Source organism: Maribacter aquivivus, assembly GCF_900142175.1.
Taxonomy (GTDB): Bacteria; Bacteroidota; Bacteroidia; order Flavobacteriales; family Flavobacteriaceae; genus Maribacter; species Maribacter aquivivus.
Window position 1 is genome coordinate 51,511 of sequence record NZ_FQZX01000003.1, and the last position, 21,038, is coordinate 72,548.

Annotated in this window: 24 protein-coding genes; 10 read left to right on the forward strand and 14 right to left on the reverse strand. The window is 34.3% G+C overall.

Annotation, left to right across the window (positions count from 1 at the left end):
* Positions 1 to 163: 163 nt before the first annotated feature.
* On the reverse strand, positions 164 to 1,231 hold the full coding sequence (locus BUC31_RS16010) for a DUF3810 domain-containing protein (RefSeq protein ID WP_073246124.1): 1,068 nt from the start codon (positions 1,229 to 1,231) through the stop codon (positions 164 to 166).
* A 68-nt stretch (positions 1,232 to 1,299) separates the two neighbouring features.
* Here BUC31_RS16010 and BUC31_RS16015 point away from each other — a divergent pair, with 68 nt between their 5' ends.
* Positions 1,300 to 2,745 carry an aminoacyl-histidine dipeptidase gene (locus BUC31_RS16015; RefSeq protein WP_073246126.1) on the forward strand — a complete coding sequence of 482 codons (1,446 nt, stop codon included), beginning with the start codon at positions 1,300 to 1,302 and terminating at the stop codon, positions 2,743 to 2,745.
* Positions 2,746 to 2,806: 61 nt separating this feature from the next.
* Here the strand turns inward: BUC31_RS16015 and BUC31_RS16020 are convergent, their stop codons facing one another.
* From BUC31_RS16020 to BUC31_RS16030, 3 genes are read right to left on the reverse strand one after another with little or no spacing between them, the layout of a single operon-like run.
* The gene (locus BUC31_RS16020) at positions 2,807 to 3,943 is read right to left on the reverse strand and encodes a peptidylprolyl isomerase (protein WP_073246867.1); all 1,137 of its coding nucleotides are present in this window, start codon (positions 3,941 to 3,943) and stop codon (positions 2,807 to 2,809) included.
* Between the two features lie 13 nt (positions 3,944 to 3,956).
* Positions 3,957 to 4,508, reverse strand: coding sequence for a gliding motility-associated peptidyl-prolyl isomerase GldI (gene gldI, locus BUC31_RS16025; protein ID WP_073246128.1), 552 nt, complete (start codon positions 4,506 to 4,508; stop codon positions 3,957 to 3,959).
* Complete coding sequence (locus BUC31_RS16030) at positions 4,505 to 5,521, reverse strand: DHH family phosphoesterase (RefSeq protein WP_073246130.1); 1,017 nt, start codon at positions 5,519 to 5,521, stop codon at positions 4,505 to 4,507. The genes gldI and BUC31_RS16030 overlap by 4 nt, the downstream gene beginning before the upstream one ends.
* Positions 5,522 to 5,596: 75 nt before the next feature.
* On the opposite strand from BUC31_RS16030, the gene BUC31_RS16035 reads away from it, so the two are divergent.
* Positions 5,597 to 6,625 (forward strand): alkaline phosphatase D family protein, encoded by a 1,029-nt coding sequence (locus BUC31_RS16035; protein ID WP_073246133.1) that lies wholly within the window; start codon positions 5,597 to 5,599, stop codon positions 6,623 to 6,625.
* A gap of 45 nt (positions 6,626 to 6,670) precedes the next feature.
* On the forward strand, positions 6,671 to 7,090 hold the full coding sequence (locus BUC31_RS16040) for a nucleoside-diphosphate kinase (RefSeq protein ID WP_073246135.1): 420 nt from the start codon (positions 6,671 to 6,673) through the stop codon (positions 7,088 to 7,090).
* Positions 7,091 to 7,168: 78 nt separating this feature from the next.
* Here the strand turns inward: BUC31_RS16040 and BUC31_RS16045 are convergent, their stop codons facing one another.
* From BUC31_RS16045 to recF, 3 genes are read right to left on the reverse strand one after another with little or no spacing between them, the layout of a single operon-like run.
* Positions 7,169 to 7,465, reverse strand: a complete 297-nt coding sequence (locus BUC31_RS16045) for a DciA family protein (RefSeq protein ID WP_073246137.1) — start codon at positions 7,463 to 7,465, stop codon at positions 7,169 to 7,171.
* Complete coding sequence (locus tag BUC31_RS16050) at positions 7,465 to 7,881, reverse strand: hypothetical protein (protein WP_244534065.1); 417 nt, start codon at positions 7,879 to 7,881, stop codon at positions 7,465 to 7,467. Before BUC31_RS16050 ends, BUC31_RS16045 begins: the two co-directional genes overlap by 1 nt.
* Before the next feature lie 2 nt (positions 7,882 to 7,883).
* Entirely contained in the window at positions 7,884 to 8,963 is a 1,080-nt protein-coding gene (recF, locus tag BUC31_RS16055; protein WP_073246140.1) for a DNA replication/repair protein RecF, read from the reverse strand.
* A 123-nt stretch (positions 8,964 to 9,086) separates the two neighbouring features.
* Here recF and BUC31_RS16060 point away from each other — a divergent pair, with 123 nt between their 5' ends.
* The 7 genes from BUC31_RS16060 to BUC31_RS16090 are packed head-to-tail and all read left to right on the forward strand — an operon-like array spanning position 9,087 to position 15,272.
* On the forward strand, positions 9,087 to 9,854 hold the full coding sequence (locus BUC31_RS16060) for a tetratricopeptide repeat protein (RefSeq protein ID WP_073246142.1): 768 nt from the start codon (positions 9,087 to 9,089) through the stop codon (positions 9,852 to 9,854).
* The gene (gene ribH, locus BUC31_RS16065; RefSeq protein ID WP_073246153.1) at positions 9,854 to 10,336 is read left to right on the forward strand and encodes a 6,7-dimethyl-8-ribityllumazine synthase; all 483 of its coding nucleotides are present in this window, start codon (positions 9,854 to 9,856) and stop codon (positions 10,334 to 10,336) included. Before BUC31_RS16060 ends, ribH begins: the two co-directional genes overlap by 1 nt.
* Positions 10,337 to 10,396: 60 nt before the next feature.
* Complete coding sequence (locus BUC31_RS16070) at positions 10,397 to 10,759, forward strand: riboflavin synthase subunit beta (protein WP_317614964.1); 363 nt, start codon at positions 10,397 to 10,399, stop codon at positions 10,757 to 10,759.
* Positions 10,759 to 12,609 (forward strand): DNA mismatch repair endonuclease MutL, encoded by a 1,851-nt coding sequence (mutL, locus tag BUC31_RS16075; protein WP_073246155.1) that lies wholly within the window; start codon positions 10,759 to 10,761, stop codon positions 12,607 to 12,609. The genes BUC31_RS16070 and mutL overlap by 1 nt, the downstream gene beginning before the upstream one ends.
* A complete protein-coding gene (locus BUC31_RS16080) occupies positions 12,610 to 13,353 on the forward strand; it encodes a rhomboid family intramembrane serine protease (protein ID WP_073246156.1) in 744 nt (247 codons plus the stop codon).
* Between the two features lie 3 nt (positions 13,354 to 13,356).
* Positions 13,357 to 14,238: a rhomboid family intramembrane serine protease gene (locus BUC31_RS16085; RefSeq protein WP_073246161.1), complete on the forward strand. Its 882-nt coding sequence runs from the start codon at positions 13,357 to 13,359 to the stop codon at positions 14,236 to 14,238.
* A 2-nt stretch (positions 14,239 to 14,240) separates the two neighbouring features.
* On the forward strand, positions 14,241 to 15,272 hold the full coding sequence (locus BUC31_RS16090; protein ID WP_073246163.1) for an endonuclease/exonuclease/phosphatase family protein: 1,032 nt from the start codon (positions 14,241 to 14,243) through the stop codon (positions 15,270 to 15,272).
* Here the strand turns inward: BUC31_RS16090 and BUC31_RS16095 are convergent.
* The 7 genes from BUC31_RS16095 to BUC31_RS16125 all read right to left on the reverse strand — a co-directional run bounded on the left by BUC31_RS16095 (position 15,253) and on the right by BUC31_RS16125 (position 21,010).
* A complete protein-coding gene (locus BUC31_RS16095; RefSeq protein ID WP_073246165.1) occupies positions 15,253 to 15,573 on the reverse strand; it encodes a DUF6122 family protein in 321 nt (106 codons plus the stop codon). The genes BUC31_RS16090 and BUC31_RS16095 overlap by 20 nt on opposite strands.
* Positions 15,566 to 16,195, reverse strand: coding sequence for a WbqC family protein (locus BUC31_RS16100; RefSeq protein WP_073246167.1), 630 nt, complete (start codon positions 16,193 to 16,195; stop codon positions 15,566 to 15,568). Before BUC31_RS16100 ends, BUC31_RS16095 begins: the two co-directional genes overlap by 8 nt.
* Positions 16,192 to 17,892 carry a signal peptidase I gene (gene lepB, locus BUC31_RS16105; RefSeq protein WP_073246169.1) on the reverse strand — a complete coding sequence of 567 codons (1,701 nt, stop codon included), beginning with the start codon at positions 17,890 to 17,892 and terminating at the stop codon, positions 16,192 to 16,194. Before lepB ends, BUC31_RS16100 begins: the two co-directional genes overlap by 4 nt.
* A gap of 95 nt (positions 17,893 to 17,987) precedes the next feature.
* Positions 17,988 to 18,689 (reverse strand): 4-hydroxy-tetrahydrodipicolinate reductase, encoded by a 702-nt coding sequence (gene dapB, locus BUC31_RS16110; protein WP_073246171.1) that lies wholly within the window; start codon positions 18,687 to 18,689, stop codon positions 17,988 to 17,990.
* A gap of 2 nt (positions 18,690 to 18,691) precedes the next feature.
* Positions 18,692 to 19,333, reverse strand: a complete 642-nt coding sequence (locus BUC31_RS16115) for a DUF5683 domain-containing protein (RefSeq protein WP_244534066.1) — start codon at positions 19,331 to 19,333, stop codon at positions 18,692 to 18,694.
* Positions 19,326 to 20,234, reverse strand: coding sequence for a ParB/RepB/Spo0J family partition protein (locus tag BUC31_RS16120; protein WP_073246173.1), 909 nt, complete (start codon positions 20,232 to 20,234; stop codon positions 19,326 to 19,328). Before BUC31_RS16120 ends, BUC31_RS16115 begins: the two co-directional genes overlap by 8 nt.
* A gap of 2 nt (positions 20,235 to 20,236) precedes the next feature.
* The gene (locus tag BUC31_RS16125) at positions 20,237 to 21,010 is read right to left on the reverse strand and encodes a ParA family protein (protein WP_073246175.1); all 774 of its coding nucleotides are present in this window, start codon (positions 21,008 to 21,010) and stop codon (positions 20,237 to 20,239) included.
* Positions 21,011 to 21,038: the final 28 nt, after the last annotated feature.

Sequence of the window (21,038 nt, forward strand, 5' to 3'; positions counted from 1 at the left end):
TGAATTAGTGTTTTAAAAATACTCGGATTCTAGAGTAAATACGGTCTCTTTCACTTTTGTTTAACAGTTGAGTGCATCGTAATTACGAATAGTTAGTTTTTTCTTAATTTATTATAAAAAGGGTGGTTAAAATGCCTTTAGATTGATAAGTTCTTAACCTATTTTAAAGTGGGTGGTCTTTATGGTAAGCAACCAAAAATAATACTACTGCACTATAACTTTTAATACCCTCTGTTTGGTTATTAGCTTTGAGAAATGTATCGAAAATAGTTTTAAATACAGGTTCCATAGGGTTTTCGTAAGAATGCCAAAAAATTGACATTTCTTGAAAGTTACTTTTTACACCAGGGTTTAGTAATAGCATCAATCTATCAAATTCTTTGGTGTCGGTGCGTCTTATATCATTTAAACAATAGCCTAAAGCATAGGCGTAGGCGGCATATTTAAAATATACGTCTTCATTGTTAGATGTTACCAGGTAGCCAATAAAGTTTGTTTCGTTTTCGGCAGAGTACCCTAATTGATGCCCTACTTCATGGCCAGCAACAAAAGGGAATCTAAAGTTGGGCAGTAGGTCATTGACTTGAGCTTCATTGGTAAACGGATTTAAATATCCGGCGTAGCCCATATATGTTAATCCGGTGCTGAATAATGATTTTTTTATACTTGGTCTATCGTAAGCCAAAAACGGATGAATTGTTTCTAAATGATCATAACCTTGTATAGTTTTATCAAAAATTTCTTTCTGAGAATACGGAATTTTAACGGCTAAAGTAGAGTCTTTTGTAATTGTAAATTGAGACACATTGGTTTTGAGAATTAACCGTTCTGTGAATTCTAATAGATCTTGATAGTCTTTGTTGGGTACTAACGCTAACTTTTTTGACAGCGGTTCTCTATAATAATTCATGCCCCACATGACATGAAACGTAAAATAAGCAACAGAAAGAACCATTGCTACATTCTGTAAAAACTGAAGTTTATGGCGCCAAATGTATTTTCGGTTTTTAATTATGTAAACAAGTGCGAGCAGTATAAGAATGAAATAGAAAATATCACCAACAGAGAACGGTACCCATCCAAATAGGAGTCTAAAGAATTTTGAAATAACTGGGTATAATCCGTTACTATAATATTCCTCAACTATATCAGTTCGTGTACCTAGCCATTTTACAATGATGATTTGGGGAATCAATGAAATTGCAATGGCATTCTTTAAAGATATCTTCATTATCTCAAAAATAGCGAAATCCTTTTTCTATCAGTATTTTTGCAAGCACTAACCGTGAAAAAAAATGTATGGATATTAATAAATTGGAGCCAACGGCTGTTTGGAAGAATTTTTCAAAATTGAACGCGGTGCCTAGACCATCTAAAAAAGAGGAAAGGGTAATTAGCTTTATGTTAGAATTTGGTAATGCCCTTGGCTTGGAAACTTTTTCTGATGCTATTGGTAATGTTATCATAAGAAAACCTGCTACCAAAGGCATGGAAGATAAGAAAATGATAACGCTGCAGAGTCATTTAGATATGGTTCACCAAAAAAATGCAGATACCGTATTTGATTTTGATACTCAAGGTATAGAAATGTATGTTGATGAAGATTGGGTGAAAGCAAACGGTACTACATTAGGTGCCGATAATGGTATGGGTGTAGCTGCAATTATGGCTCTTTTAGAGAGTGTAAATATTCCTCATCCTGCTCTTGAAGCCTTATTTACTATTGATGAAGAAACAGGTATGACCGGTGCTTTTGAATTAAAGGCAGGAGTTTTACAGGGTCAAATTCTATTAAACTTAGATACTGAAGAAGATGACGAAATTGATATAGGTTGTGCTGGTGGTATTGATGTTACGGCAACAAGAACCTATAATGAAAAAGATGGTACCCATGGTGATGCCGGTTTAGAGATTACCGTAAAAGGTTTAAAAGGCGGACATAGTGGTATGGATATTCATAAAGGGTTGGGTAATGCCAATAAAATTATGAATCGATTACTTTATTTAGGACTTGATTATAATGTTCGTATTAGTTCTTTAAATGGTGGTAGTCTGAGAAATGCGATACCAAGAGAGAGTGTTTGTAAATTAAATGTTGGTAGAAAGCAGGCCGATAAATTTTTGAAGAAAGTTAATAAGCTTTCTGAAGCTATTAAAGCAGAGTTGAGTGTTCAAGAGCCTAATTTACAAATAGAATTAATTGATATTAAGCCTGCTAAAAAAGTAATGGGTCTAGGTGCTCAAGAAAAATTGGTTAAGGCTGTTTATGCAGCACATAACGGAGTCTATGCCATGAGTGGTGCTATTGATGATTTAGTAGAAACTTCGAATAATATAGCTATTGTTAAGGTTAAAAAAGGGGAAATAAAGATTGGTTGTTTAACGCGTTCATCTGTTGATACTGCGAAGTTAGATTTAGCGAATTCTTTACGTTCTGCTTTTGAAATCAGTGGTTTTGATGTAGAACTTAGTGGTTCATACCCTGGATGGAATCCGAATCCGAATTCTGAAATATTAACTGTGGCTAAATCTACGTATATAGATTTGTTTAAAGAGCAACCAAGGGTTGTTGCTTGTCATGCAGGTTTGGAATGTGGTATTTTAGGTCAAAATTATCCTGATGTAGATATGGTAAGTTTTGGACCTACTATTCTTGGAGCTCATTCACCAGATGAAAGAGTGAGTATTTCATCTGTTCAGAAGTTTTGGAAACTACTTTTAGAAATATTAAAGAATACAAATTAGAATTACAGGTATAAAAAAAGCCCTTTAGTGAAAACTAAAGGGCTTTTTTTATTTGGGAATATTATTCTGTTATTCCGGTAATTTCTAAATCGAAAATTAAATCTGCATCTGGTGGAATTGGACCGCCACCTTGTGGTCCATATCCTAAATGAGACGGAATGAATAAACGAACTTTATCGCCAACTTTCATCGTTAAAAGTCCTTCTCTAAATCCTGCAATTAAACGAGATTCAGGAGAGTAATCCATTGGTACTGGCATATAACCACCACCTTGTTGTCTCTTGATGTCAAACATACCATATTTCTGAGCAACTTCTTCGTAGTTACTATCGAACAAAGTGCCATCCATTAAATAACCAGCATACATTACGTTTACTTTCTGACCAACCTTTGGTTTTTCACCAGAACCGGTTTCTAAGGTTAATACTTTAAGACCAGAAGGTAAAGTCTGAGCTTTTGCTTTTTGAGCTTCTGTAGAAGAAGCAAATTCAGCTTTTATTTTTTGAACTTCAGCTAATTTTTCAGCTTTCTCTTTTTCAATAGCAGCAAGTCTATCTTCTTCACCATCAAAATAATCGGTCATTATTTTAACAGCATCGAACTTACGTGCTTCTTTACCGTTTCTAATGATTTCTACGGTATTCATTAAAACTGGTTCTACCGGCTTATTGCCAGCACCTACTGCAACATTTGCTATAGAATCAACAACATCCATACCTTCTACAACCTCACCAAAAACGGTGTGCTTGTTATTTAACCAAGGTGTCTCTTTATGCGTGATGAAGAACTGACTACCGTTAGTTGTTGGACCAGAGTTTGCCATTGAAAGAATACCTTTTTTATCATGTACTAATGAATCATTGAATTCATCCATGAACTTATAACCTGGGTTTCCAGTTCCTTGACCTAATGGGTCTCCACCTTGAATCATGAAATCTTTCATAATTCTGTGAAATGTTAGTCCGTCATAATATTTTTTTCCTTTGTATTCTTCGCTAACAAAGGTATTTGTTCCCTCTGCTAAAGAGATAAAGTTAGCAACTGTAACAGGAGTTTTATCTTGCTCTAAACGAACAATAATATCGCCTTTAGATGTTTTGATATCGGCAAACAAACCGTCTCCTAAGTCGGCTCTTTTTCCGGTTTTGCAGCTGGCTAAAACTAAGGCTATAACTGCAAGCAAGTACATTTTTTTAATCATAATGGTCATTTTAATTTACTGTGTTGTCTTCTTGTTTTTCTATTTGTAAAATTGTAATTGTAGATTTAATAGGTACGTTACTTCCTATTTTATTTTCATCGCCATGGTAACCAAACGCAATTGATGATGGAAAAAGAAATGTGGCACGTTCATTAACTTTTAGCATTTTTATAGCTTCCCTAAGACCTAGAAAAAGCTCTTGCTTATCTACTTTATAAGTAAAAACACCAATTTCTTCTTTGGAGTAGATGGTGTCGTTATCTAAGGATAATATGTCGTAGTTGAATGCTACTAAATCTCCTGTTTTAGGTGTGTAATTACTTTCTTCATTAACCGTTAAGTAATGATACCAAGAACCAGAATTACTGTGAGAGTAGTGTTTTAAAGAATCTAATGCTATAATTTCTTGAATTTTACTTTCTTCAGCTTCAAGTAGCTTACGACTTCTTTCAATAGATGCCTTAAAGAAACTCCCGCTTTTTGTTTGAATAGGTTTTCTTGGTTCTGGTCCATCACAGCTAACGACCAAAATGGCTAAAAATAAAAATGAAACTAATCTCATGATTGTAATTGATTCTTATATAAAGGTAGCAAAGAAGTAAATTTTGTAATGGTTTCTTCTAAATTATCATCACTTTTTCCACCTGCAGCATTTGTATGTCCGCCACCACTAAAATGTTTTCTTGCGAAATCATTTACAGAAAACTCCCCAACCGATCTAAAAGATATTTTATAAATACCTTCTTCTCTGTTTTCTATGAATATGACGGCAAACTTAATACCATCTAATGTTAAGCCATAATTTACAAAACCTTCGGTGTCACCTTTTTGATAATTATAGGTATCTAATTCGTCTTGACTCATTGTAATATATGCCGTAGAATATTCTTCTAATATGACCATATTCTTTAATGCGCAACCCAATAAATGTAGTCTGCTTGGAGAATTAGTGTCGTATATGCGGTGATGAATTTCTGTTCCTTCAGCACCTTTATCCATAAGGTCGGCAATAACTCTATGCGTATTACTTGTAGTAGCAGCAAACTTGAAAGAACCGGTGTCTGTCATAATACCGGTATATATGCAATTAGCCATTTCTGGGGTAATACTGTTCTCATCACCCAATTGATTGATCAGTACATATACCATTTCGCAAGTAGAACTCATTTTTACATCTGAGTACATGATTTTAGCGTAGTCTGAGGGCTCTTGATGGTGGTCTACCATTACAAAAGTTGCCTTTGCAGATTCTAGTATTTCGCTCATTTGGCCTACACGACCAAGATGGTTAAAATCTAATGTAAAAATGATATCAGCTTTATTAATGCATGATTTGGATTGCGAATTTTCTTTTTCAAAATTCAAAATTTTATCTGATCCTGGCATCCATTTTAAAAACTTAGGATAGTCGTTGGGTGCAACAATGCTAGCTGTATGACCGGTGTTGACCAAATAATGCCAAAGTGCTAATGTTGATCCAATGGCATCTCCATCGGGATTCTTATGTGGGATAATCGCTATTTTCTTTGGTGAAGAAAGTAGCTTTTTAAGCTCGTTTAGGTGCTCTAAATTCATGGCGGCAAAGATACAATTTAATAATATAGGCTTTAAAGCGAAAGCCTTAATTTTACCCAGACTTAACTATCTCATATGAAAATTACATACTTTTTTATTTCCTTACTTCTTTTAGCGTCATGTTCATCGAACAAAAAACAAGTTGATAATAAAGCTACAAAAAGCGATTTCGTTTTAGCTTTTGGTTCTTGTAACAGAATTGATTTACCAAATCTTTTATGGGATGATATTTTAAATACCAAGCCAGATGTATGGGTGTGGGGCGGTGATAATATTTATGCAGATACTGATGATATGGTTGCTTTACGGGCTATGTATTCTAAGCAGAAGGAGCAAACGGAATATAAAAAACTAGTAGAAACCACAGATATATTGGGTACTTGGGATGATCATGATTATGGTCTTAATGATGGCGGAGTAGAATTTGTGGCAAAAGATGCTAGCCAGCAAGAGTTTTTGAATTTTATGAATGTGCCAGAAGATAGTCCGCTAAGAAAGCGCCAAGGGGTTTATAATTCTAAGAAATATGATGTAGATGGTCATTCTATTAATATTATCATACTTGACACCCGATACTTTAGAACACAATTAACACCTGATACTGAAACTTCTAAAAGAATTAAGCCAAATGACTATGGTGATGGTACCGTGTTGGGTGATGTGCAGTGGGCGTGGTTAGAAAATGAATTGAATACATCAAAAGCTGATTTTAATATTATTGTGAGTAGTGTTCAATACTTGTCTAATGAACACGGATTTGAAGCTTGGGGTAATTTTCCGCATGAGGTTGATAGGTTAGCAAAGGTAATAGCCGATTCTAAAGCTGCGGGAGTTATTGTATTATCTGGTGATCGACATATTTCTGAATTTTCAAAGAGAGAAATTAATGGTATGAACTATCCGTTAATAGATTTTACAAGCAGCGGACTTACACATGCTTATAGAGGTTTTACCGGTGAGCCTAATAAATATAGAGTAGGGGAGGTTGTTTTTACAGAAAGTTTCGGACTTTTAGAGTTTGATTTTAACGCCAAAAAGGTTGATTTTAAAATAGTTGGAGATAACGGAATAGTGTTAGAGAAATTAGAACAAGTCTACGAATAGTTGTGAGATATGTATAAAAACGTATTTTTGCGCAAAAATTAAGATATGAGTACGAATAGAACGTTTACAATGATTAAACCAGATGCCGTTAAAAACGGACATATTGGGGCTATTTTAGAAAAAATTACTGCTGCTGGTTTTAAAATCGTAGCAATGAAATATACACAATTGAGCTTAAGAGATGCACAAGAATTTTATGGTGTACATAGCGAGCGTCCTTTCTTTGGTGAATTAGTTGAATTCATGACAAGTGGTACAATTGTAGCGGCTATCTTAGAAAAAGAGAATGCTGTTGAAGATTTTAGAGCGCTAATAGGTGCTACTAACCCTGCAGATGCAGCTGAAGGTACTATTCGTAAAATGTTTGCTACTAGTATTGGTGAGAATGCAGTACATGGTTCTGATAGCGATGAGAATGCAGCTATTGAAGGTTCATTCCATTTTGCAGGTAGAGAAATTTACTAAGTCAGTTTTTTAGAGATAAAAAAAAGCCAGTTCGAAAGAGCTGGCTTTTTTTATTATGATTTTTCCAACAGCCAATAGCTATCTAAGAACTAATTTTTTTACGACTTCTTTTCCAATTTCTTCATTGAGCATGCGAATTATTTTGGTTTTGCCCAAGCTTAACTCTTCTCGTAATACAGAAGAGCTTAAAGCCACGTAAAGTGTGCCGAATTTTAATTCAATTTCAGTAGTGTAATTATTTACACCATTACCCATAAGTTTAGCCCATGCAGTTCTTGCATCTACTTTATCTATTCCTTTTTCCAATTTATTCTTTTGAATAAATGCAGAAAGTGCATCTTTCATTGAAGTATTATCGTTGCCTCTGCTTGCCATTATGGGGTTATATTTATAGGTTCAAATCTAATATATTGGTAGGTAAGTCCTTCTTTGTTTTTTACTGAGAAACTTTCTTCGGTTAGTTTTGTTAAGACTTCTTCCCAAGCATTAGAATTATTGGTGTAACTCATAAAAATAGAATCGTTAGAGATTCTAATATAAAAGGGTTCTGCATCATTAGAGGTTTCAAAAGTACCATTGAATTTTGGACTCATCTTTTTTCTGAATCCTTTTAAAGAATCTAACTGTATATAATCAACCGTACTGTTAATGGAGTACTCTTTTTTTGCTCCGTCTTTAAAGGTAACTTCTTTTATTTCCCAATAGCCATTTAATTGATGTAATTGTTTTTTATCAACTTTAGAACTACAAGAAGCAAGAAATATAAAGCAAATGATCAGTAATTTTTTCATCATTACAATTTAAAGATTTTATACGATTGATGAATTTTTTTAACAACACTTTCGGTTCTATCTGCGTGGGTGTCACTAATAAAAATTTGTCCAAAATTCTTATCATTCACCAAAGTTATAATATGAGATACACGATGCTCATCCAACTTATCAAAAATATCATCTAAAATTAATATTGGCGTTGTGCCACTTTGAGATTTTATAAAATGAAACTGAGCAAACTTTAAGGCTATCAAGAAAGATTTTTGCTGCCCCTGACTACCAAATTTCTTTATAGGGTGGTTGCTGATTTCAAAGCTAAGGTCATCTTTATGAACACCAACGCTGGTATATTGTAACGCGCGATCTTTATCTAAATTTTTATTTAAAAGTGTAATCAGGTCATAATCTTTCAACTTACTATCGTAGGAAAGCGAAACATCTTCTGTGTTGCCTGTAATAGATTTATATTGTTCTTGAAAAATAGGAATAAAAGCTTCTAAGAACAATGTTCTCTTTTTAAAGATTTCAGTACCATAGGTACTCATCTGCTCATTATAGACAGCTAAAGTATCTTTGTTGAATGTTCTATTGGCTGCAAAATATTTTAATAATGCATTTCTTTGAGAAACTACCTTGTTGTAATTGATGAGGTTTTGTAGGTAGCTTTTGTCTGACTGAGAGATAACACCATCAATGAATTTTCTACGGGTATCGCTACCTTCTATAATAAGGTCTCTATCTGCAGGGGAAATAATAACTAGAGGAAGAAGACCTATATGGTCGGCAAAGCGATCATATGCTTTTCCGTTACGTTTAATAATCTTCTTATTATTCTTTTTAAGACTACAAACAATTTTTTCTTCCCTACCTTCTTTTTCAAAAGTACCGTCTATCACAAAAAAATCTGATCCGTGACGAATGTTTTGAGAAGATACCGGGTTAAAATAACTCTTACCGAATGATAAGTGATAGATAGCGTCGAGAATGTTTGTTTTTCCAATGCCGTTATCACCTACAATACAATTTATTTTAGCATCGAAAGTCAGTTCTTTTGACTCAAAATTTTTGTAATTGATCAATGATAATTGTCTCAGCAGCATTAATAAAAACGGATTTTAAAATTGGAAGAATGTATACTCGCTTAAAATATCCAAAAATAACGAATAAATACACTTTGCGATTTCAATAAAACCATTATTTTTGCGCGACCAATAAATTTACAGATGGCTACATATAAGAAAAGAGGATATAAACCTGAAACAAAAGCTGAACAGCAAGAATTTGAGGAACAGGAAAGCACAACGGCTGAGGTTTTTAGTTCTTTGGATGAAGGCGCTTCTAGATCAGAAGAGTGGGTTTCTAAGAATCAGAATTTCATTTTAGGTGCCATTGGTGTTATTGCTATCAGTGTTTTGGGCTATTTAGCTTATGACCAATTTGTAGAGAAACCGAAAGAGGCTAGTGCAGCAAATGAAATGTACTACCCACAACAATATTTTGACCAAGCTTTGGTTGCAACAACTGCAAAAGATTCATTGTTTACTTTAGCATTGGAAGGTGCTGAAGGTAAATATGGTTTTTTAGATATTATTGAGGAATACAATGGTACAAAAGCGGCTAACCTAGCAAATTATAGTGCAGGTATGGCATATTTGAATATGAACAACTACCAAGAAGCGATTACATATTTAGAGGATTTTAGCTCTGACGATGCTGTTTTAGGTGCTTTGGCAAAAGGTGGTTTGGGTGATGCTTTTATGCAATTAGGTCAAGCTTCAGATGCTTTAGGTTATTATGAAGCTGCTGTAAAGCATAGTGGTAATGAATATACTGCTCCTAAATTTTTATATAAAGCGGGTATTACTGCTTTAGAAATGGGAGATAAGGATAAGGCTTTAGGCTTTTTCCAGAAAATAAAGGACGAGTTTCCAAAATCAGAAAATGCTAATTCTATAGATGCTTTTATAGGTATGGCTAAAAGTGGTGAGTAATGGCTACAGTAAATAAAAATTTATCGGCTTACGATAAGGCAACAATCCCAAACGCGAACGGACTTCGGTTTGGGATTGTTGTTTCAGAATGGAATTCAGAAATAACTGAAGGGTTGTTTTCTGGTGCTCTTGAAGCATTAATAGACTGCGGAGCGCTAGAGTCTGACATTATTCGTTGGGATGTTCCTGGTAGTTTTGAACTTACTTTTGGTTCGAAAAAAATGATCAATACGCATAAGGTTGATGCTGTTATTGCTATTGGTAGTGTAATACAAGGCGAGACGAAGCATTTCGATTTTGTTTGTGATGCAACGGCTCAAGGTATCAAAGACTTAAATATTACTACCAATGTTCCCGTTATCTTTTGTGTACTTACAGATAATAACATGCAACAAGCCATAGATCGTAGTGGTGGTAAGCATGGTAATAAAGGTGCAGAAGCGGCTATTGCTGCTATTAAAATGGCAGTTTTAGGTAGTTAATAGCTTTTTTAATAGTTCTATTTTCTTATAAGTTTAAGAGTATTAGGTTAGTATCGTAAGATGTTAACAAATTTTGGCATTGGTAACATGCCCTATTTTTCTATTTTAATTAACTTTGAGGTTATGGGGATGTTGAGCAAAATAACGCGGTTACGAAAAAATAGGTCATTTGAATACAATCCTAGGTATTATGACGGCAAAGGAAAAGGTAATCCGTTTAAAATGGAGCCTAAATTCGACCAGTTTCGTAGTACATTAAATACATCTCGAGGATTAAAAAGAAAGATTAATAGTGCTATAGAAGATACCAAAAGACAAGGTGATCGCAATTTAAAAATTAGAATGGTAGTTATTATTGCGGTATTGCTTCTTATTTTTCTTTACATAATTGATTTTGACCTCACAATTTTCTTTACTTCATAATGGCAGATATTATTAGATTATTACCTGACCATGTAGCAAACCAAATCGCTGCAGGTGAAGTGGTGCAACGCCCATCTTCTGTGGTAAAAGAGTTAATGGAGAATGCCATTGATGCTGGTGCTACCGAAATTCAACTTATTATAAAAGATGGTGGTAAAACACTAATTCAAGTAGTTGATAATGGTAAGGGTATGAGTGGTACAGATGCTCGTTTAAGCTTTGAGCGCCATGCAACATCTAAAATTCAAAAGGCAGAAGATCTTTTCAATTTAAATACCAAAGGTTTTAGGGGAGAGGCTCTAGCTTCTATTGCGGCAATTGCGCATGTAGAAATGCTTACCAAGACTGAAGATGACGAAATTGGCACTAAAATTAAAATTGAAGGCAGTAAAATAGTAACCCAAGAAGTTGTTGTTGCTCCCAAGGGAACTTCAATGTTAGTAAAGAATCTGTTTTTTAATATTCCTGCTAGACGTAATTTTTTAAAATCTGATCAAGTTGAATATCGTCACATTGCAGATGAGTTTCATAGAATTTCATTAGCGCATCCGCAAGTAGCATTTAACTTTTATAATAACGGTAGCGATGTATTTCAGTTACCGGCTACCGATTTTAGAAAACGTATCGTTCATATTTTTGGTAGAAAGACTGATGAAAAACTAGTGCCTGTAGAAGAAGAAACTCACGTAGTAAAAATCTCAGGGTATATTCAAAAACCTGAATTCGCTAAAAAGAGTAGGGGGGAGCAATTTTTCTTTGCTAATAATAGATTTATAAAGAGTCCGTATCTACATCATGCCATACTAGGTGCTTTTGAAGGTTTAATTCGTCCTGGAACACATCCAGGTTATTTTTTGAATTTAGAAGTTGATCCAGGTACTATTGATATAAATATACACCCAACGAAAACAGAGGTGAAGTTTGACGACGAGCATACATTGTATGCAATGCTAAAATCTACGGTAAAGCATAGTCTAGGTCAATTTAATGTGGTGCCTGCATTGGACTTTGAGCAAGATCAAAATTTAGATACTCCATATTCCTATAAGAATAAGCAAGTTGGTATACCGCAAGTTGTGGTTGATTCTTCTTTTAACCCTTTTGAAACTGTGCAACCATCGAAAGGAAATTCTGGAGGTAGTAGCTATTCAAAACCAAAAGTAGATGGTTGGGAGAATTTATATTTAGGTTTAGAGAATACCGTTGATAGTGGGGCTAGTCATTTAGAATTTGAGTCAGAGGTTGTAAATAGTAGTATTTTTGATGATGAAAGAGAAGTTTTTGATCATACGACCACTACTTTTCAAATGCGTAAAAAATATATTATTACGACCATAAAATCTGGTATGGTGGTAATTAATCAAAGTAGGGCGCACCAACGCGTGCTGTATGAGAATTTTTTAAAAAATATAACCATAAAAGAAGCCGTAAGTCAGCAATTGCTTTTTCCATTGACTTTATCTTTTTCAAATAGTGAAATTAATATCTTAAAAGAGATTAAAGAGAATTTATGTACTGTCGGTTTTGTATTCGGAGAAATAACTGAAGACGGAGTAGAGATTTCTGGTGTGCCTGTATTAGTTGTAGAGAGTGAAGTGCAAATGATAATGGAGCAACTGATTTCAGATTTCCAACAAGAAGTACCTGGTGATAGTTTTTCTCAAAGTGATATGTTGGCGAAAACCTTGGCAAAAACCCTTTCGGTTAAAACAGGTGAATCCTTAGATGAGGTTTCTCAAGTAAAGTTGGTTAATGACCTATTCGCTTGTAAGGAAACCACTCTTAGTCCGTTTAACAAAAAAGTATACATTACTGTTACAGAGAACGATATTGAACGAAAATTTATATAAATGGGAAGAATTACAGATACTATAAAGCATTTACTGATTATCAACGTTCTGTTTTTTGTAGCTACACAAATGTATGGCGAGCAAATGTACGAGTGGTTCTCATTGTATTTTCCGAAGAACGAACACTTTGAGCTATGGCAGATTATAACACATATGTTCATGCATGGCGGTTTTATGCATATACTTTTTAATATGTATGCCCTGTGGGCTTTTGGTACACCTTTAGAACGTATGTGGGGTAGAAATAAGTTTTTGTTTTTCTATATCTCAGCGGGTTTAGGTGCGGCTTTAATTCATATAGGTGTTAATTATTATTACTACAATGCCGGCATGAGCGCTTTAGTTGATTCGGGAATTTCTGAAAGTAGTATTCTAGAGATTATTAATAGCGGACAGTATAATACAGAGTGGTATTCCATTGCAGGTAAAGCGACGATAGATAACTTTTTAGGTGCTTTCAATACTCCGGTAGTCGGTGCATCGGGTGCAATTTATGGTATTTTGGTAGCATTTGGAATGTCTTATCCTAATAGCGAATTGTTTCTTATTTTTCTTCCTGTTCCTATAAAAGCCAAATTTTTTATACCTGTTTTAATAGGTTTAGATTTGTTTTCAGGTGTAACTGGCTACAGTTTGTTTGGACAAGGTATTGCGCATTTTGCACACGTAGGTGGTGCTTTATTCGGATTCTTAATGATGTGGTACTGGAAAAAAAATCAGTTTAATAATAATAGGTGGAACTAAGATATGGCTCAACCAGATTTAAAATATCAATTTAGTAGGTTAAACATAGCAGAGAAACTCATTGCAGTCAATGTATTGGTTTTTATTGTAAATGCCTTAATACCATTCTTGCTTGGTTTACAAAAAGATACCATTGCTCAGTGGTTTGAGCTACCTAATGATATTGTCGATATCGCTTTTCAGCCTTGGTCTATAGTTACCTATTCATTTTTTCATGGTGGTATAGGACACTTGTTTTGGAACATGTTGATGATTTATTTCGTAGGTCGCATCTTTCTGAATCTTTTTGACGCAAAACGATTTTTAAATGTGTATTTGTTAGGAGTTATTTTAGGCGGACTATTCTTCGTTCTAGGATATAATATCTTCCCTGCATTTTTTGACACAAATGCATCATTAATTGGTGCTTCAGCTGGTGCTAGTGCCGTTTTAATATTTATTTGCACCTATCTGCCCAATCAAGAAGTCAGAGTCATATTTTTCAATGTTAAATTGTGGATGGTTGGTGCTGTTTTGGTTTTAAGTGATTTAATTCAATTACCTATCAGTAATTCAGGAGGGCATCTAGCTCATTTAGGTGGAGCGTTTTTGGGTTACTTATATGCAAGCCAATTAACAAAAGGAAATGATATTGGGTCTGGCTTTTCTAAATTTATGGATAGTATAGCCAACCTGTTCAAAGGTTCAGAGAAGAAGGCTGCAATGAAAACAGTTTATAAAAATAAGAGTACTACGCGTAATAATGCTAATACTGTCGTAGATTATGATAAGAAAACACATCAGAAGAAGATTGATGCTATTCTAGATAAAATAAGCAAGTCTGGTTATGAAAGCCTTTCAAAAGTAGAGAAGGACTTTTTGTTTAAAGCTGGTAAAGAGAATTAAGCATGAAGAAAATGTCTTATTTTAAAAAGCTCATGTTGTTCTTAAATGTAATTGTAGCTTTTAGTTTGTTTTTGGCTTGTATAGTGCCCTATACATCTTCAGCTAGTTTAGCGTTTATTAGTTTAACAGTGCCTGCTTTGGTTCTGATTAATATGTTATTTTTCTTGTATTGGTTAATTGGTAAAAGGATATATCTACTGTTGTCACTTTCAATATTGGTTTTTGGTTATTTTACATTAGGTTCATTTATTGCGTTTAATGGGAGGTCAAACAATATTGCTGATTCTGAAACATTATCCTTGATGACCTATAATGTTTTAGGTTTTCATAGTAAAAATCATGAAGATTGGGATTATAATACAAGTTCTGAAGTCTTTTCCTTTATTCAGGAACAAAATCCAGAAATTATCTGTTTGCAAGAATTCGACCAAATGAGAATCAAAAAGGGGGTTTTAAAAAACTATCCTTTTGTTTCTAAAAGATATAATCAAGAAAATGTTCAAGGAGGAAAAAATTTAGCTATTTATTCAAAGTACAAGATTGTCAATAACGGTAAGCTAGAATTTCCAGATACTTATAATGGTGGGCTTTTTGTAGACCTTGTGGTAAAGAACGATACAATAAGAGTTTTTAATCTTCATATGGAATCATTTGGTGTTAGACCTTATAGTATTAAATATGAGCGGTCTGATCGCTTATTTGTTCGCTTAAGAGATTCTTTTGCAAAGCAACAAAAGCAAGCTTTGATTGTGAAACAACATATTGATAATAGTCCATATAAAGTTATAGTTGCTGGTGATTTTAATAATACACAATTTTCTAAAAGTTATTTTGATGTTAGAGGTGATTTAAATGATAGCTTTTTAGAAGGTGGTCATGGATACGGTGAAACTATAAAATTTTGGAAATTTCCTTTTAGGATAGATATGCTTTTAATAGATCGGTCCTTTGATGTGTTATCTCATAAAAATTATAATCTTAATCTTTCTGATCACGAGCCTATTATGGCAACTTTTAAATTGTCTGGCGAATAAAGTAACAGTCTACGGTATCAGCTAAAATATGTATGAGCAATGCCAAACCGATAATTCGTGTCTTCTTGTAAGTGAATAATAGCGTATATATACTAATTGCCCAATAGGTATGTAAAGGGTGAAAATTTATACTGCATCGATTAGGATCAAACATTGGTGTAGCTAAAAGGTGGTCAACATCAATTACAATGGCAGATAATAATATAACAGCAGACCAGAACTTATTTTCTTTATAGAAATAAATAGAAATTATAATGGGTACAATAAAATGTATTCCATAATGCGCTATGAATCTAATCATTATCGGCAGCTATGAACTCGTGTTTTAGATACTGTATACTATTGGGACCTAGGTTGAACAAGAGATCCAATATACTTAGGTTTGGGGTAAACCCATGTCGATCACCAAAGACTTGTGTATAAGGTTCTATATTCAATTGAGGCTTAAATTTAGCGCTTATTAAAAATCTAAAATCTTCTTTGCTTTCAGGGGTAGTCTCATATGCAAGAGTTTTTTCTGTAGGCATTTCTAGTTGAAGACATTCAAATATTGTCTCTATGGTCTTTAAATTAAAGTCAAGCAGGCTTTCGTAAGTTTGATGGTAAAGTGGTCTAATATCATCTTCATAAAACTCAAAGAAAGGCGATGTTCTATAAGCTGTTTCTAAGGTTCGCCAATGTTGACGTTGCCAAGGATAAGAATTGTCTATTAAAACATCCTTATATTTTTGTCTGCCATTTGCTCTACCAGCATGAATGATTGGTATGCTTAATATATGCTTACCTCGGTCATTAGAAATATTAGTTCTATTTCTAAATGTCTGTTTTTGGTAATTATCATTTACCTCCCAACAAATTGGATGGTGCATGATATAACTGAACGTTAATATGTTCGGAAAATAAGAGGGATGAATTAATTTCACTTTTTTTCCTTTTTACGTTTCCAGAACCAATTTCCTACGAAATAGGCTACTAGTAATATTAAGAAGTACTTGAAATAAGATTGTGGTTCTCCGTCGCCATTCACTGTAGTAAATATACGATCCCATCTTGGTCTCCAGTTGCTAATACCTTCAGTGAAATTATCAAAACTCATCCAGATGAAAATTGGTGTTCCAACAATATGATTTTCTGGAACATAACCCCAAGCTCTACTGTCTTCAGAGTGGTCCCTATTATCACCCATCATCCAAAAGTAATCTTGTTTAAAAGTATATGTAGTAGCTGGTGATCCATTAATACTAATTTGATTGCCAGATACAGAAATTTCGTTCTTTTCATACTCCTTAATAATCTTTTTGTAAAGAGGAAGTACTTTTAGGTTCAGTTCTACTGTAGCTCCTTTTTGAGGAATGTAAATAGGTCCTAGTTGACTATAGTTCCAGGGGTAATCAGTACTTTGAGGGAATAGGTTGATGCCTCTTCTTCCTTTTGCTGTAACTTTTTGAACTAAAGAATCTATATTTGAGTCATTTCTTAGCGAACTTACCATGTCTGCAGTTAAAGGCACAGTGCGTTTGCGGTCAGTTACCTCTTTTAATGCTAATCTATATTTAGATATAACCTTAGCGGGTATGCCAGATGCTTTTGTGTACAACTCTAGTTGTCCGTTCTCAGTTTGGTTAAAGCCCATGATATAAGACCTTAAACCATTTACTTGATCCTGGTTAAGCGGACTGGATTGGTATTTTCTAGTGAAATCGGTAATGCCCAAATTGGCAAGTGTTTTAGAAGAAACTCCCTTTGAGCTATAGATATCGTAGTCGAATTGTGGCTTTGCGCTTTTTGGTAATTCTAATTGTTTTCCGTTTATAAAAACATAACCATTACGTACCTCTAAAGAATCGCCAGGTACACCAACACAACGTTTAACATAGTTAGACTTTTTATCTATGGGCTTGTCAACTCCTTTTTCTTTCTTGAAAAATACACGAACGGTATCTGCTGGCCAGCTAAATACTACAATGTCATTTCGCTCTACTTTTGTGAAACCAGGTAATCTAAAATAGGGTAGTTGAGGTTTTTTTAAATAAGAAGGAATACCTAAGCCTGGTAACGTATCATGAACCATTGGAGCGGCTACGGTAGTCATCGGCGTTCTTGCGCCGTAGTGAAACTTACTAACGAAAAGAAAATCTCCTACTCTTAATGTACGCTCTAATGATCCTGTTGGTATCACATAAGGTTGAACAAAATAGGTATGAACCAATGTGGCTGCTACAACAGCAAATAAAATGGAACTTACCCATTCACCTGCTGCAGTTGTTGGGTGTAAAGATCGGTCTTCAATATATTTAACGTCTAGGGTATAGTTTATATAATAAATGTATAAACCAAGTGTAAAGACGACAATCCAAGTTTCTAATTTACTATTTCTGCCAAAGCTTCTTATGGTTTCTACCCAAATCACCGGAAACATCAATAAGTTAATAATAGGTATGAATAATAATATTACCCACCATTTTGGTCTATTGATAATTTGCATTAAAACTATAGCGTTGTAAACAGGTATTGCTGCTTCCCAAGCTTTTCTACCTGCTTTTACGTAAAGTTTCCAAGTACCTAAAAAATGTATTACTTGTACAATGAGAATAAAAATAATCCATTGAGTGCCGTTCATATTCTTTAATTTTTATTGAAATAGGATGAATTTTTTTGATGCTAATTAAGTCATCAATAATTCATAAGTCTTTGAGATTAATTTTTGTTACGTTTTTAACCTAGGTTTAACACATCTCTCATAGAAAAAACTCCTGCTTTACCAATAATCCATTCTGCTGCTGTTACTGCACCTAGGGCAAAACCTTCTCTGTTATGAGCAGTATGCTTTATCTCAATGCTGTCAACAATACTCTCGTAGGCTACGGTATGTGTACCTGGTACTGTGCCAATTCTTTTAGATGTAATTTTCAAAGTTTCTTTAGATGCACTGTCTAACTTCCATTGCTTGTAATTAGAGTTTGCAATAACACCTTCAGCTAAAGTTATGGCTGTTCCGCTGGGTGCATCTAATTTTTGAGTGTGATGTATTTCTTCCAGTTCCACGTTGTACTCAGGAAGATTCTGCATCATTTTTGCTAAGTAATTATTCAGCTCGAAAAAAATGTTTACTCCTAAACTAAAATTAGAGGCGTATATAAATGCACCTTTCTTTTCTTGACATAAGGTAGTTGCATCTTCATATTTATCTAACCAACCAGTGGTACCTGATATTATTGGTACATTGTTATGTAAACATTTGGTAATATTGCCGAAAGCTGCTTCTGGCATACTGAAATCAATAGCAACATCCATAGTGCTAAAATCAATATTTTCAGAATTCTCGTCAATTTTGGCAACAATTTCATGACCACGCTTTATAGCGACTTGTTCTATCATCTGCCCCATTTTTCCGTACCCGAAAAGTGCAATTCTCATTCTTAAAATTTTATAATTAATGCCATTCCGTAATTAGGACTATTGGTCACTTGATTTAAATCAAGATAGGGTTCAAAGTCTATACTCAGGTCATCATCAATATTAAACTGTTTTAAATGGGCGTCAACGTTGGCGTCAACTATATTTAAAGCATACAATGCAATCGCAGCAACTAGCCAAAGATCACGATCACTTTGAAAACGTTCTTGTTGGTATTCTAATCTTTCTACATCAAATAATGGTAATGTTCCTTCACCATTAAATTCATCATCCGTAAAACCAGCTTGCCTTCTTATGAATGCTGTTCTAAAACGTTGATATTGATCATTGTTGTAGATATACATGTATACACTTCCGCCGATAGCTCCCCAGACAATTGGGGCTTTCCAGTATCGTTTGTTGTAAATTTGACCCATGCCAGGTAGAACTGCAGAATAAAATGCTGCTTTACTTGGGGCTAATGGATTAAATTCTTTTTTAGCCTTCTTGAAGGAAACAGAATCTTTGATAACAATGCCATTTTTGGCAAGGTCAGCTTGGACGCTATCTATTTCAGTTTTAGGAATAGAATCTTGTTCCTCTTGAGAAAAGGAAAGATTAATAAATAATAATAGTGTACTTAATAATGAAAGATAGTTACGCACCTGTTATCAATTTTTTGATACGGTCAAATTCCTCTTGAGACTTAAATGGTATGGTTATTTTTCCTCTTGCATTATCAGCAGATTTGATATCTACCTTTACTGATAAGGCGTCGGTAAGTTCTTTTATACCCTTACGAACAAAAACAGAAGCTTCTTTGTTTACTTTTTTGACTACTTCATCAGTAGGTACATCATCAGCATGGTATGCTTTTACTGCACTTTCGGTATCTCTAACAGAAAGATTGTCAAAGATGATTTTTTCGTAAAGCGATATTTGATCCTGCTTTTTGTCAATATTAACCAAAGCTCTACCATGCCCCATAGTTAAAAAACCATCGCGCATACCGGTTTGTATGATCGGGTCTAATTTTAACAATCGTAAATAATTGGCAATTGTAGAACGTTTTTTTCCAACACGTTCACTCAATCTCTCTTGAGTAAGATTAATTTCGTCTATAAGTCGTTGGTAAGAAAGTGCAATTTCTATAGGGTCTAAATCTTGACGTTGTATATTTTCAACCAATGCCATCTCTAAAGACTCTTGGTCGTTAGCGATACGTATATATGCCGGTATTGTGTCTAAACCTAAAAGTTTAGAAGCACGATATCTTCGTTCTCCAGATACTAATTGATATTCGTTGAAGCCTAATTTTCTTACGGTAATTGGTTGAATTACACCAAGTTCTCTAATTGAGGTGGCTAATTCTTTTATTGACTCATCATTAAAATTAGAACGAGGTTGAAACGGGTTTACTTCAATGTGTTCTAAATCGAGCTCGATAATATTACCTACAACTTTATCTGCATTCTTATCTGATGCTGTATTAATATCATTCTCCGGATCTTTTAAAAGAGCCGAAAGTCCTCTACCTAAAGCTTGTTTCTTTGTCGCTTTTGCCATACTTAAACCGTCTGCTTATTTTTTTTGACTATCTCGTTAGCCATGTTCAAATAGTTTGTTGCTCCTTTACTGGCAGCATCATATTTGATTATACTTTCCCCATAACTAGGAGCTTCACTTAATCTAACATTACGTTGAATTACAGTTTCAAAAACCATATCGCCGAAATGCTTTCTTACTTCATCAACTACTTGGTTAGATAATCGTAATCTAGAATCGTACATGGTTAACAACATGCCTTCGATATCTAAATCTGCATTATGTAATTTTTGAACACTTTTTATGGTATTCAATAATTTACCTAGTCCTTCTAAAGCAAAATATTCGCATTGAATTGGTATAATTACCGAATCTGCAGCGGTGAGTGCATTCAAGGTTAGTAAACCTAATGATGGCGCACAATCAATTAAGATATAATCGTAATCGTTCTTAAGGTCTGTAATAGCCTTTTTCATCATGTACTCACGCTCTTCTTTGTCAACCAATTCTATTTCAATGGCGACTAAGTCAATGTGTGCAGGAATAAGGTCTACATTAGGAGAGGTTGTAGGTATAATAGTTTCCCTAGCAGTTTTGGTATGTTCCATTAGCTGGTATGAGCCTAGTTCAACACCATCAACATCAATACCTAACCCAGAAGTTGCATTTGCTTGGGGGTCAGCATCGATTAATAAAACCTTTTTTTCCAATACACCTAGAGAGGCAGCTAAGTTAACTGTGGTGGTAGTTTTACCTACGCCTCCTTTTTGATTGGCTATAGCAATAATCTTGCCCATGTTCAAAGTAAGTTAGGTGGTAAAAATA